Source organism: Calothrix sp. CBUCES-K 9914 (genome assembly GCF_059640475.1).
Window position 1 is genome coordinate 1 of sequence record NZ_JBXXZH010000186.1, and the last position, 14162, is coordinate 14162.

Sequence of the window (14162 nt, forward strand, 5' to 3'; positions counted from 1 at the left end):
GGCTGAAAAGCAACTCAAGGAACAGCTTCGGCTTGTTGATGTTGTGCTGGAAGTTCGTGACGCGCGTATTCCTGTGTCCACGCATCACCCTGAATTATTCAACTGGATAGGAAGTAAGTCACGGGTGTTGGTAATTAACCGCTTTGATATGATTTTGCCCCATACGCGCTCATGTTGGACGGATTGGTTTAAACAGCAAGGCGAAGTACCTTATTATACAAATGCTCAACATGGACAAGGTGTACCAGCTGTGTTGAAGGCGGCACAAGCTGCTGGAGTGGAATTAAATGAGCGTCGCAAAAATAGAGGGATGTTACCGCGTCCTGTTCGTGCGGTTGTTATTGGTTTTCCTAATGTCGGAAAATCAGCTTTGATTAATCGTATTTTAGGAAAGCGTGTAGTTGAAAGTGCAGCACGTCCAGGTGTAACACGTTCGCTGCGCTGGGTAAGAATTTCTGATGAGTTGGAACTTCTTGATGCACCCGGAGTAATTCCTTTAAGATTGGAAAACCAAGATGCAGCAGTGAAGTTAGCGATTTGTGATGATATTGGTGATGCTTCGTATGACAATCAGTTAGTCGCGGCAGCTTTTATTGATACTGTTACTTATTTGGAAGCTGTGGCGCCTCAACTTACGCCAAAACGAGCGTTACAGGAACGTTACAATTTAGATACTACAGACCACACTGGTGAAGGGTATCTCCATGCTTTAGCCGAACACCGCTACAAAGGTGATGTTGAACGTACCGCGCGTCAACTGCTTACAGACTTTCGTAAGGGTTTTTTAGGTCACATGTGTTTGGAAATACCAAGTCAATTTAGTGGCGATGAGTAAGATTATGTTAATTTGTTACTCAACATTAAAGTTCGTGCTTTGAATAGTAATGCTGTGCAAGCTGTGAAGAATATTCCTAATGCTAAATTTACGAGGCTAATGCTTTTGTCGCTAATATGAATCAAAATACTTTCGATTATTAGTGATGGTAGCAAAATACCGCTAATAAGTAGAACTTGATTCAGTGCGAATCTACGTGTCATGATAGTTAGAACTGCTAGGTATAATCCTAGGGGCATAAAAGTAATTGCATACGCGAAAACCTTTTGAGTGTTTGGGTACATTGCTAACAGATTAAATAAATAAACATTTTTTGGTTTATCTATATATACTCCTATTTTTCCCTTTGCGTAAGTAAGAACTATACGATGTGGGTTTGTATCTACAAATACATTTGGTACAGACAAGTCAATATCTGAGCCATTTTGCCCCGTTATGGGAGTACGCAATCTCAGCGATAAGTTAGTTTGATCTTGCCCGATGGTTAAATTTCGATGCATTGGGTCACCGGAAACAGAAATTATACGCGCGGGTCCTTTTTGAAGTGGACTTGCAGAAGCTACAGTTGTGATAATCGTAAATTGTGAAGTTTTACTTATTCTTTGATTGATTAACTTGACTGGTTCTACTGTTTTCAACCAGCGACTTGAATCAATATACACACCTTTTTGATTCGTGTTATCTTGATTTTTAGATATTTGTCCTTGCCACAGTAAGTTAGGTTGTTTCCCGGTGATGTCGCGATAATTGTCTTTGCCATCAAATTGATACTTTGCGAGCAGTGTATCTTTATTGTTGCTCAGATAATTGGAGTCTGAAAATATCTGTTTAACTTCGCTGTCCGAAACAGCTTTATCCGAGATAGAGATTTGCGATACGTTTCCCTGCCAAGGTCTATCACCTGTTGTTTCGTTGCCAACTAGCAAAGGAAAATTATTGTTCCATTCGTTTAGACTAACATTATTTTCCCAGGATATACCAATTAAAAACGTCAGAATAATATATCCAGTAAAAAATACTGCAATACTTGTACGGGAATTACTGACTCGGCTATTTTGGATATAATTGAGTGTTGAGCGGAATTGTCGCGCGTCTAATATATAGAAACTTAGCAACCCAACAAAGCTACCAATTGTATTGTTGACAATATCAGCAGGAGTCGGGTCGCGCGAAGGCAAAAATGATTGTAGGAATTCTACTGTAAACGATAAGCAGGCGCCTGCAATAATAACGACAAGTATTTGAGTTAGTAGCTGAACGTTTTTTCTGAGTAAAATGCTTGTGATTCCAGCACCAAGCGGCATGAATAACAAAACGTTATTGATTTGGTCATTGAAGAAACTCGTATTGTCAAATCGTTCCAATATCAAGTGCAGCGAAAAATTTTCTGGCAATGAGAAATTAAACGGATATAATGTTGCTACTGCGACTATCACAACACTAATAATCACCATTATTATATCTACCGGATAACCCCAAAAGCTGAGTGTAGAGGGTGTATTATTTTTGTTCATTCTTTTTTTCGATATGTATATAACCTGGAGGGTAGAAAAATCAATGTAAGGTTCCCTGAGATTCCCGACTTCTTTAAGAAGTCTGGACTCTGGCTAACCAAATTCTGACTAAAAAAGAGTCAAGATTGAATAAAGTTGGCGTAAAGAATACGCAAAAATGCTGTCTTTGCTTTCGTAGCTTGATTACAAGCCATGAGGGGTACACTTATAGCGTTTGAAAAAATATAATATAAAGTGTAGTTGAAATTACTTAGGTTAAATTTTTGATATGCAGCTATATAGTAGTTATAACCTTGCGCTTGCTGGATTTGATTGCGAAAATGTATGTGCTTGATATTACTGAATGATGAAAAATATTGATAAAGTTTTAGGAGCGTTACATAATGAACAATCAACAGTCAACCTTATATACTTATTGGCTACTAAGTTAAGATGCTAGCACTGGTGTCCCCTGGATGGAGTTTTTGTCACCCATGACCAAACTAAAGCTGCGCCTCAAAGAGGGAAATACCGACAAGACGATAGAGGTGCATCAAGATGTATTTACAATTGGTCGCTTACCGGAATGCGATTTATATTTACCGTTTGGCGGAATTTCTCGATACCATGCTCGTTTATTAAAAACGCCTGACCAAACATGGGTAGTCGAGGACTTGGGAAGTAAAAACGGCACGCATGTTAATGACAAAATGGTAACAGAGCCACAACAGTTCCATCACGGCGATGTGATTTGGTTGGGTAATATCAGCCTGCTTGTTATTCTCAAAGATAATGATTATCAAATTCATGCGCCTGAGTTGTCAGGAGTGGGAGAACAGCGAACCATCCTGCGAAATGTCCAGCAGTTACAGCAAAGTTGGATAGAAGCACCAGGGAACTCAGGTAGCGATACTAACAAAGATAAAACTATCGCGCGTTTGAAGGATTTGGTTAATATCGCAAAAAACCTATCCGCTGCTGCGTCAATAGAGGAAATATTTTCACAGGTACAGGAAGTTGTATTTCGTTATTTGAACAGTATCGACCGTTTGGCACTGCTAATTGATGTTAAAGGCGCCAATAAACTAGAATTAATCAGTGCGGCAACAAGAATTTCTTCCAAAGAGAAAAAACTTTCTGCAGATGGTAGTTGGGTTAGTCGTAGTATTTCTCAAAAAGTATTTGAGGAAAAAGTTGCGATTCAAATTGCTGACGCGCAGAATGATGCAAGATTTGCTAGCGAACACAGCATTTTGATGAACGATATTCGCAGTGCAATGGCTGTGCCTTTATGGGATGAAAATAAGGTTGTTGGAGTACTGTATGCTGATGCTCATCTTTCATCATACCATTGGGAGGCAGAAGGTGAGCAAGAATTGAGTTTTTTCTCGGCATTAGCAAACATTGTAGCATCAAGTGTTCAACGTTGGTTGCTAGCAGAAAAGCTTAAAAGCGAAGAAGTAATTCGTCAGCGTCTAGAACGATATCATTCACCAGCAGTTGTTCAGCAGTTAATCGAAGTTGGTGCTTTACCTGATGGACGTTTACCACCCCAAGAAAGTGAAATTAGCATATTATTTGCTGATATTGTCGGATTTACCGCAATTTCTGAACGGATGACACCAACACAAATTGCTGAAATGCTCAACAATTTATTTGAGGAAATGCTCCAAGAGGTTTTTGCCTATGGTGGCACCTTAGATAAATATATTGGTGACTGTATTATGGCATTTTTCGGCGCCCCTGAACTACAGCCCGACCATGCAGAACGCGCGGTTGCTGCTGCACAAGGAATGTTAATTCGGTTAGAAAATTTGAATATTAATAACTTCTGGCAAGAACCATTACAACTACGAATTGCAATTAATAGCGGCAAAGCAGTTGTTGGTGATGTTGGCAGTTCACAACGGGTGGAATACACTGCTTTAGGAGCAACAATCAATTTAGCTTCGCGTTTAGAAAGTGTTTGCCCACCTGGTGAATGTGTTATTAGTGAAGCTACTTACCAGCTTGTTAATTCCAAGGAAGCATTTTACGAAATGGGCGAGTACAGATTTAAAGGTATTGACCGTTTAGTAAAAGTCTATCAAACTAAGATGCATTAGACGCACTCAATTTCAAAATTTATGTAACATTACTGATATTCAACGATTAACTATTAATTATTTTTTACACATTATGATTTAATATACTTATTATAAATAAATGTATACTTTTCTTGTTATTTAATAAGAGCGAGAAAATCAGCAAGCAAAAATAAAATATAATTAATGCCCATTTAAAAATTTTTTGCTATAACCCAATAGTAGAGAAGTCAAAAAATGGATGTTAACTAATGGTGTATTCTACGGGAGGCGTTTGTCATGGCAATTGCCACTATTAATCCCGCTACCGGGGAGTTGCTCAAAACCTTTGAGCCACTTGATGATATAGAAATTGCTGCTAAATTAGATTTGGCGCAAAAATCGTTTAAATCACATCGCAACACAAGTTTTGAGTCGCGCTCGCGCTTGCTCAATAATGCAGCAGATATTCTAGAACAAAACAAAGCCAAGTTTGCGACTTTGATGACTCTAGAAATGGGTAAGACTTACAAAAGCGCCATTGCTGAGGTTGAAAAATGTGCCCTAGTCTGTCGCTATTATGCCTCCGAGGCGCCGAAATTTCTAGCTGATACGCATATACCAACAGATGCAAGCACTAGTTTCATTCGCTATCAGCCACTAGGCATTATCCTTGCTGTGATGCCGTGGAATTTTCCATTTTGGCAAGTTTTCCGGTTTGCGGCGCCAGCTTTGATGGCGGGAAATGTGGGTATATTGAAACATGCCTCGAATGTACCGCAATGCGCGCTAGCTATCGAGGAAATATTTATAGAAGCGGGTTTTGAATTAGGCGTATTTCAAACCTTACTTGTTGGTGCTGCAAAAGTCGCCGATATTGTGGCAGATGAACGTGTAAAAGCTGCAACATTAACAGGGAGTGAGCCTGCTGGCGCCTCTCTTGCTGCTGCTGCTGGGTCACAAATCAAAAAAGTGGTATTAGAACTAGGTGGAAGCGACCCGTTCATCGTGATGTCGAGTGCAGACCTAGAACTTGCAGCGACAACAGCAACTTCCGCGCGCATGTTAAATAACGGACAATCATGCATTGCAGCCAAGCGGTTTATTGTCGCTGAATCTTCTTCAGATAAATTTGAAAAATTACTCATAGAAAAATTTCAGGCATTGAAAGTTGGCGACCCAATGTCAAACGACACTGATATTGGACCACTAGCAACACCGAGTATTCTTCAAGATATAGACTCGCAAGTCCAAGCTGCCGTCAAAAACGGTGCAAAAGTTTTGACAGGAGGAAATTTTCTTTCTGACCGTCCAGGTAACTTTTATCCACCAACGATTTTGAAAATTTCCAAAGATAACCCTATTGCCAAAGAAGAATTTTTCGGTCCTGTGGCAATGTTGTTCCGCGTCAAAGACATCGACGCAGCTATTGAACTTGCTAATGATACTCCCTTTGGCTTAGGCGCCAGTGCTTGGAGTAACGACGAAACCGAACAAAAACGTTTAATCAATGAAATCGAAGCAGGCTCAGTATTTATCAACAGCATGGTAAAATCTGACCCCCGCTTACCTTTCGGTGGTATTAAGCGTTCTGGTTACGGTCGCGAACTAAGTATCCAGGGGATACATGAGTTTGTAAATGTTAAAACAGTGTGGATGAAGTAATTAGGGAACGGTGCAAATCAATTATGAATACAGCAGAATTATTAGTACAATGTTTGGAAAACGAAGGCGTACAGTATGTTTTCGGTCTTCCTGGTGAAGAAAATCTACACGTACTCGAAGCACTGAAAAATTCTTCGATTCAATTCATTACTACCCGTCATGAACAAGGTGCAGCGTTCATGGCTGATGTATACGGGCGCCTGACTGGTAAAGCTGGCGTGTGTCTTTCTACACTTGGCCCTGGTGCTACGAACTTAATGACAGGTGTTGCCGATGCTAACTTAGATGGGGCACCATTAGTCGCGATTACGGGGCAAGTTGGTACTGATAGAATGCATAACGAATCACACCAGTACTTAGATTTAGTAGCTATGTTTGCTCCTGTAACCAAGTGGAGTAAACAAATAGTTCGACCAAGCATCACACCAGAATTGGTACGTAAAGCATTCAAAAAGTCGCAAAGCGAAAAACCTGGTGCAGTTCATATCGATTTACCCGAAAACATTGCAGCGATGCCAGTAGAAGGTCAACCACTACGTATCGACAAACCCGACAGAACCTTTGCATCTTTTGCTAGTATCCGCGCTGCCGCAGCTGCTATCTCTCAAGCAGTTAACCCAATTATACTTGTTGGAAATGGAGCAATCCGCGCGCTAGCTAGTGATGCAGTGACTCAATTTGCCACTCAACTTAATATTCCGACAGCCAATACATTCATGGGTAAAGGTATAATTCCTTACACTCATCCTTTAGCATTATGGGCAGTTGGGTTACAACAACGAGATTTTGTGAGTTGCGGTTTTGATAACACTGACCTAGTAATTTGTATTGGTTACGACCTCATCGAATTTTCACCCAAAAAATGGAATCCTGACGGCAAGATACCAATAATTCATATCGGCGCCAACTCAGCAGAAATAGACAGTAGTTATATACCAACAGTTGAAGTAGTCGGTGATATTTCAGATTCATTAAATGAAATATTGAAAGTTGCTGATAGACATGGTAAACCTAAACCATATTCATTGACTTTACGCGATAGCATCCGTGAAGATTACGAACAACATGCAGCGGATGACAGTTTTCCAATTAAACCGCAAAAATTAATCTATGATATGCGGCAAGTAATGGGTCCCGAAGATATTGTGATATCAGACGTTGGCGCCCATAAAATGTGGATAGCCCGTCACTATCATTGTCATAGTCCTAATACCTGTATAATTTCTAACGGCTTTGCTGCAATGGGCATCGCAATTCCAGGCGCCTTAGCAGCCAAAATAGTACATCCAAACCGTAAAGTCATAGCTGCCACAGGAGACGGTGGTTTTATGATGAACTGTCAAGAGTTAGAAACCGCGTTACGTGTAGGAACGCCATTTGTAACCTTAATATTTAACGACGGAGGTTACGGCTTAATCAAGTGGAAACAAGAAAACCACTTTGGTAAAGGTCACTCATCATTCGTTCACTTCGGAAATCCTGACTTCGTTAAATTTGCTGAGAGCATGGGATTAAAAGGCTATAGAGTAACTTCTGCAACCGACCTAATACCCGTCCTCAAAGAAGCCTTAGCACAGGATGTACCTGCAGTTATCGACTGCCCAGTAGACTACCGTGAAAACGCGCGGTTCTCCCAAAGAGCCGGTGACCTAACTTGTAAAGTGTAATACATTCAAAAATTGATTCCCCAATTTTGGGTGTTGACGTAGCATAGGCATCTTGCCTGTGCTATCAGTTAGGGACTTCTCTCTCTAAACCCCTACCCTTATTTCTCATACCATTAAAAATACAAAAATAAAAATCTTGATATTTTAGCACCACAGGGGGTTCAGTAAACGTAAAAAGGCTTATATTTATTAACGTTGGAATTGTTTACAGCACTGTTATAATTACAATATATATTTAAATAATGTTTATATGAATTATCCTCTTAATACTGTATCTCAGCCAGTAACTGGTAGTGAAGCTAGAAAGATAGCTCGTGCAATTAAGTCAGGTGGCTATGTAGCCAACGAAAGGGCTATTGCTGTAGCAAAAGAGATTGTAGAACGGCTGATCAAAGAGCAAAAGGTGTAGGTCGTCGTTTAGTTAAATGGGCACTAGAATACGTTGCAACAGAAGTTGCTCCTATTGTTGGTGTAAGATTCGTAACAGTAAACGCTCTTTATGACTCAGATGTAAATCCTCCTTATGATGCCAGTGGTTTCTATGAGAAGATTGGTTTTGAGTTTGCTGAACCAGATGAAGAACTACTGCCCTCTGTGGCTCTTCCGTACATAGCGTGCTAAATCTGTTGGTAAATTAGCTTGGAATCATTGCTATGCTTATGTTACAGCCATTAGTGCTTTTAAAAAAATCAAATTACTAAAATTTTAACTATAAGTACCTGTAAGCCTTTATTTTAAACGAAAATTATCGATTTTAATTAAAATTTAGCACGCTATGTACGGAAGAACCATTTTTCCACCCAAATGCACGGATTTTAGGTCTGTAGGCGCCTATACGCGCGCACTTAATTGGAATCAAAATGCTTAAAACCCTTACATGGTAAAGGTTATAGTTCTATTCAGCAAGCCCTAAATAGAGTAAAGCTAGAAAATTAGCTCTGCTATAAAGTTAAATAGTTATGTAAAAAATAAAAAGCTGTTGCTTTAGCTAAACAGAATCCTGAACGTTGGCATTAGAAAAATCAATACTTACCAGGAGTAAGTTCAAAATTAAGTAAATATACTGCAATCATTAAGTAAATTTTGGAAGAAGATATATTGTAATCATATATATCTTTTACATGGACTCATCCCATTTACCTACAATAAAAAAAAGACTTAAGTTATCTGATGCTTCTGTTGCAGGAAAAATTTGGGACAAGCACAGAGCTAACGCGCAAATAATCTCTGAATACTATGCAGATGCAAAAGAAGAAGGTTTTGCTCGTTACGCTTGGCGAGTAAAAAATTGCTCCAAATGGTTAGAGTTTGACCTATTACATGGCGATGAAGATATAATTCAATTAAAGCTAAAAGACGCGCGCTTTTGCCGAGTTCGTCATTGTCCTGTTTGTCAATGGCGCCGAAGTTTAATGTGGAAAGCAAAAATCTATAAAATTCTTCCACAAATTATTAATGATTATCCCAAGCATCGCTGGTTATTCATCACATTAACCGTTAAAAACTGCCATATCGCAGAACTCCGCTTGACATTGGATTTAATAAACAAAAGCTTTAAGCGCTTATCAGAATTGAAAATGTGGCGTTTCAATGGTTGGGTCAAGTCAGTTGAGGTAACTAGAGGACGAGACGGAATATCAGCACATCCGCACCTACATATTTTAGCAATGGCGCCTCCATCATATTTTAGTCACGGTTACATCTCTCAAGCCAAGTGGGTAGACATTTGGCAACAATGCCTAAAAGTAAACTATCAGCCTGTTGTTCACGTTAGTGCTATAGCAAAACATCAAGACCCCAAAATTATTATTCCAGAAATTCTAAAGTATCAGGTAAAAGAATCAGACTTAGTGGTAGATTCAGAATGGTTTTTAGAGCTAACCCAACAGCTACACAAAACCAGAGCCATTTCTGCTGGAGGCGTGTTGAAGGAATATATGCGAGATTTAGAAGACAAAAATGAAGATTTAGTTAATCAAAACGAACAGAAACAAGTAGATGAAGGGGGAAGTTTGTATTTTACCTGGGAGACGAGAATAGGGAAATATTTACAATAGAGGGATATTATCGATGAGTAAAAAGCACTATAGCATATTACTGGTGCTAAATAAACCTATTATTTGATGTAGAAATACCCTCTAAGTAGAGTAAAGAGCTAGAAGAATACCTGTGATGAGGATACGAGTCTAATAGCTCTTTATACAGAGAGTAATCTTTACTCTTAAACCAAATAACATTTTTTCTATAGCGTAAAATATCAACTGAATTAACTAGGTTAACTACTTCAGGTGATAAGTTAGCTGAATTAGGAATGTATATACGACCAATTGGAAAAAGCGAGAATTCCATTATTTGACTCCTATTAACTTTTAACTAGGCAATTTAAGTAGAGCTTGTCTTATAGTCTGTGTTGAGTATAAAAACTAAGAGTACAATCAAATTTCTACTTAATACGTCATTACCCCAAATACCGTTAGGTCTTTAAAATCCCAGCTACTTTTATTGTTCACTGGGATTACTTCACTTGTAACTTTAGAAATATCTGAAATACATACAATTCTTAGTTAAAATGACATTATGAAAACTCTTAATATAATTTAAAATATCGTAGTAAAATCTATCAATATATAACTAGACCTGAGATTCTTCGCTCTTGCACTAATGACAGCTTTATATTTTAATAATAAAAACCTCAGCCTATAGTAGACTGAGGCAAGTGTTAATCAGGGTGCATCTGAAATTGGTATTCGCTGTGTAATTTCACTAATCTGGACAAAATTGAATATTATTAGAATATTTATTTATGTTACAGAAGGCACCTACACACAAAAAAACCGTGGCACAATACCACGGGAAAAGCAGTAAATAATATCCGGTCAGAAATTAATCGCGACTATTTAATGCAATTAGTAACCGCAGGATGAAAATAAACAAGTTGATGTAAGTTAGGTACATTGACAGCGCTGCGCTCAGATATTGGTTGTCACGGTAAGCGCGCGGTAAAACGTAGAAGTCAACTACTGCTGCACCTACGAACAAAAATACGCCGATACCTGAGATACCTATTTCTAACCAACCTGGTGTGTACACACCAAACATCCGAAAGACAACTTGGACTAGCATTACCACGAGTAAAGCAATTAGCCCTAAACTAATTGTCTTACTTAACGCCATCCCATCAGACTCAGAAAGGTTAGAGCCAATTTGACGGGCGCCGATAAAGGTGACACCGCAACCAAGTGCAGCAAATCCAATACCCGCAATACCTACACCCTTTGTACCCAGAGCTACTGCAACAATACAACTGAGTGTATACCCGGATAACAGGCTATAAGTTGCTAATAAAGGTAGTGCTACCTTGTTATTGCCTTTCTCGGCAACGTTCTGAGCAACAAAGAAAAGTATAAGTTCTAAGATAAACGCCCCAATAAACGTAGGAAAAAAGATTCCTGGGTTATTCGCGCGCACATACAAACCGCCATAAGTGCCGACTGCCGTTAGGACAAGACCTGCACCCACAAAGGGAAGGGCATTAGCAATTACGTTGGGTCCAACCAGAGCTTGATTTTTTGCCTGGTTAATAGCATCACGGAAGTTACTGGTACTACTCATGTTTAAAAAATCTTGTTAAGAGAATTACCTTTCTCTATTGTTACCCAAATTTAAATTATGTAGGGTCGTGGTAATTGCTGAAATTGTAGCATTGTAGGTTGGGGAGGCACCGCGTTGCCGGGGTTTCCCCGGTTGAAGCGAGTGCCGTTGGAGGAACGGAACCCAACAAATGATTATAACTTGGCGCCCAATGAAAGTAAATCTTGACGTTGCGCTAAAGTTAAACCAATAGTGTTATCAAGCTGACATCCAGTAACTAATGTATCTTGCCATATTGTTTCATTAAGCGTAGCGCCAGATAAATTCGCATTACGTAAATCGGCGCCTGTAAGATTAACAAATATCATATCAGCTTTGACTAAACTACTATTGCTCAAATTGGCGCCAGATAAATTACCGCGAATTAAGTTAACTCCATCCAAAACTAAACCAGATAAATCTGCTCCTCTTAAATCTGGAAACTTTAACCCTCTAGGATTTTGTAAATATCTTGTTACAGAAATTATATTAGCTTCATTTAAACGCATTTGTAATAAAAACGTATAGCGCGCGATTCCATATTGCTTCAGTATATGTAGACGCTGTTGAGCATCCTGTTCAAGAAATTCAGTAGCTGCTTGATTTAAATCTTTAGCTGTATTACTTGTCATAATATATACATATAATCCTAGATGCGTGATGCTTTATTGCATCACGCACCATTAAGCAATCGAAATGAACTTAAAATCAAATTATCATAAATTCAACATGTTCGCCGTTTAGCCTAGAAAAAATTCTTCAAAAAAAGTGTAAAACTTCGGCGCCAGAAACTCGAATTTCTCTCCAACACAATCAGGTGTACTAATTTTATACCCCTTGCCATTCAACCAACTATGATTATTAAATGGTGTATAAACTAGGTGAGCCATACCTTCAGAGTAGTATCCTGATAAAGTCAGAGTACTAATTTTTGGGAAAAAGCATACACTGAAGTTGACGTTCTTGCCTACATGTTTTTCTTTTTTGAAAGTTATAGACAAATTATTATTACCAATTTCTTGAGCCAACAAATCATATCGATTTTTTGGAAAAATAAAAGCTGCATCGAGATAGCTAGCTTGTCGATACAATAACTTAAACTTAGTATCTGGGAAAACCGAAGCCGCAATATTCGCAGCCTCTGCCAGCAAATCTAGTTGTATAGTATAAATTACTTTGAGTGCATCACAAGACATTTTGTTACCCTTAAATTATTATAATTAAACTAGAATCGGTCATCTAAGGTCAATGAAATGATTTTCTAATATCCTATAGGAGCGAGCAATATAACTTTATGCAGTAGAGGCGGTTTGCTGTTTGAACTAGATTATGATTAAATCCACGTATAGACAAGTATACTAAATAACATCACTTACCAAGAGCGATGAAGTTAACGTTAACGTAATCTAGTGCTTTTATATATTGATTGGTGCGTGATGCCATTCGATTGTAATGCTTGTTGATGAAAAGTTGTAAGCATCGCGTGCCAGATCTGAAATGCACAAAAAGTGGCTGATTGCATGCCTTATGTTCTGGCCACTGACGCGTTGAAGGCATTGAACAGCATATCACAGATAGCACAGTGCAGCGATAAGCTCTAGCAGGTGGCCACAGCTGCAGCAAATGCTGTTGTACTGCAACATGACGCATCATATGCATACGTGCCAGCTGAGGCACGCACACCATGCAGTGCTGCAAGTGGTTGCTTGCCAGTGTGATTGAACAGTCAGCCTTCGGCATGACGCAGAGGCGCAACAGCTACGCAGCTGGCCAGATAGGCCCAAACTCAGCAATCAGCTAGCCTGAGGATTCAGCAAATCCAAATTCAAGTTCGCCGCGTCTCAAACACATAACACAGTAGATGCAGCACACCAAGCACCCCTGAGGAAAACCGCACGCCGGTCCACCCCACAAATGCAGCACTTGCTTACTCCTTGGCCAGTATGCAATATTCGTCAGAGACGCCCTAATACACATCCACCGCCCACCTCTTTTCTGTTATAGCTGGCCAACACCGGTTTGGTTTTATGTACACATGCCAAATGTTGTCAGCGGGCCAGCTGGCCTGCCAATCAACCTAGCAGCACGGAAGAGAAAGATAAGCAACTAAGCAACATCACACTATCAGATATGACACGTGACCTGAAGACATCCACATGCACAGCTACACCAATCACAGCCTGATGCTTTACTCCCCGTACTCATACAAGAAACACCGCAAAGTCTTGCACACTGCACAGCACAGCACAGCGGAGCAGAGAGAGAGAGACAGCACATCGCGTAGGAAGGCGCATACATGGCACAGTGTCGCTGCCAGGCTACCCATATCGCTCCGCAACGTCCAAAGTCGCGTGAGGCAGCAGCGCATGCAAAGACAGCAGCAGGTGTAACTCCATCACATCCGGCCTTTTGCAGAGTAGATCAGGATGCTGCACACACCCGATAGTTGCAACGCCGCTGGCCAGAGCACACCATAGCATACATTTGAAACCTTACCAGGTGGACAAGGGCTGCTCACACAGCAACACAGCCGCACCACACATATCGCCTAGCATGGTACTTGCATGCGTACAAGCATGCTTCACTATGGCCGCGTCACCAGTGGTACACCAGGCAAGCAGCCATGCCAAGCCGAGGACGCTAGAGCCTTCTCAGCACCACACTCAACAGTCAAAGTAGGTAAAGAATGACAAGGCCCACGCATACTCGACGCTTTCTGCTGATCCACCACATACACATCACGACCTGCACACCGCTCGCGCTCGTGCTGGGGTTTGCCAACAGTAGTACTGCCACCCGGTGCTACACC

The 14162-nt window shown here is 40.1% G+C and carries 11 protein-coding genes; 6 read left to right on the top strand and 5 right to left on the bottom strand.

Translation table 11 applies throughout. The features are described 5' to 3' along the window. Window positions 1-835: ribosome biogenesis GTPase YlqF (gene ylqF / locus AC2JBO_RS31320; RefSeq protein WP_496957537.1), on the top strand; the 835-nt coding region annotated here is incomplete at its 5' end. A gap of 2 nt (window positions 836-837) precedes the next feature. Here ylqF and AC2JBO_RS31325 read toward each other — a convergent pair. After that, the gene (locus tag AC2JBO_RS31325) at window positions 838-2349 is read right to left on the bottom strand and encodes a VanZ family protein (protein WP_496957538.1); all 1512 of its coding nucleotides are present in this window, start codon (window positions 2347-2349) and stop codon (window positions 838-840) included. 473 nt (window positions 2350-2822) lie between these two features. Here AC2JBO_RS31325 and AC2JBO_RS31330 point away from each other — a divergent pair, with 473 nt between their 5' ends. The 5 genes from AC2JBO_RS31330 (at window position 2823) to AC2JBO_RS31350 (ending at window position 9780) form a co-directional block, all read left to right on the top strand. After that, window positions 2823-4433, top strand: a complete 1611-nt coding sequence (locus AC2JBO_RS31330; RefSeq protein WP_496957539.1) for an adenylate/guanylate cyclase domain-containing protein — start codon at window positions 2823-2825, stop codon at window positions 4431-4433. A 258-nt stretch (window positions 4434-4691) separates the two neighbouring features. Further along, window positions 4692-6056, top strand: coding sequence for an NAD-dependent succinate-semialdehyde dehydrogenase (locus AC2JBO_RS31335; protein ID WP_496957540.1), 1365 nt, complete (start codon window positions 4692-4694; stop codon window positions 6054-6056). Between the two features lie 23 nt (window positions 6057-6079). Beyond that, entirely contained in the window at window positions 6080-7723 is a 1644-nt protein-coding gene (locus tag AC2JBO_RS31340; protein ID WP_496957541.1) for an acetolactate synthase large subunit, read from the top strand. A gap of 250 nt (window positions 7724-7973) precedes the next feature. After that, a complete protein-coding gene (locus tag AC2JBO_RS31345) occupies window positions 7974-8132 on the top strand; it encodes a hypothetical protein (protein WP_496957542.1) in 159 nt (52 codons plus the stop codon). A gap of 712 nt (window positions 8133-8844) precedes the next feature. After that, window positions 8845-9780: a protein rep gene (locus AC2JBO_RS31350; RefSeq protein WP_496957543.1), complete on the top strand. Its 936-nt coding sequence runs from the start codon at window positions 8845-8847 to the stop codon at window positions 9778-9780. Window positions 9781-10606: 826 nt separating this feature from the next. Here the strand turns inward: AC2JBO_RS31350 and AC2JBO_RS31355 are convergent. The 4 genes from AC2JBO_RS31355 to AC2JBO_RS31370 all read right to left on the bottom strand — a co-directional run. Beyond that, entirely contained in the window at window positions 10607-11335 is a 729-nt protein-coding gene (locus AC2JBO_RS31355) for a Bax inhibitor-1/YccA family protein (RefSeq protein ID WP_496957544.1), read from the bottom strand. 173 nt (window positions 11336-11508) lie between these two features. Next, window positions 11509-11985 carry a pentapeptide repeat-containing protein gene (locus AC2JBO_RS31360; RefSeq protein WP_496957545.1) on the bottom strand — a complete coding sequence of 159 codons (477 nt, stop codon included), beginning with the start codon at window positions 11983-11985 and terminating at the stop codon, window positions 11509-11511. Window positions 11986-12093: 108 nt separating this feature from the next. Further along, window positions 12094-12549 (bottom strand): hypothetical protein, encoded by a 456-nt coding sequence (locus tag AC2JBO_RS31365; protein WP_496957546.1) that lies wholly within the window; start codon window positions 12547-12549, stop codon window positions 12094-12096. Window positions 12550-13937: 1388 nt separating this feature from the next. Next, the coding region (locus tag AC2JBO_RS31370; RefSeq protein WP_496957547.1) for a hypothetical protein at window positions 13938-14162 on the bottom strand (225 nt) is incomplete at its 5' end.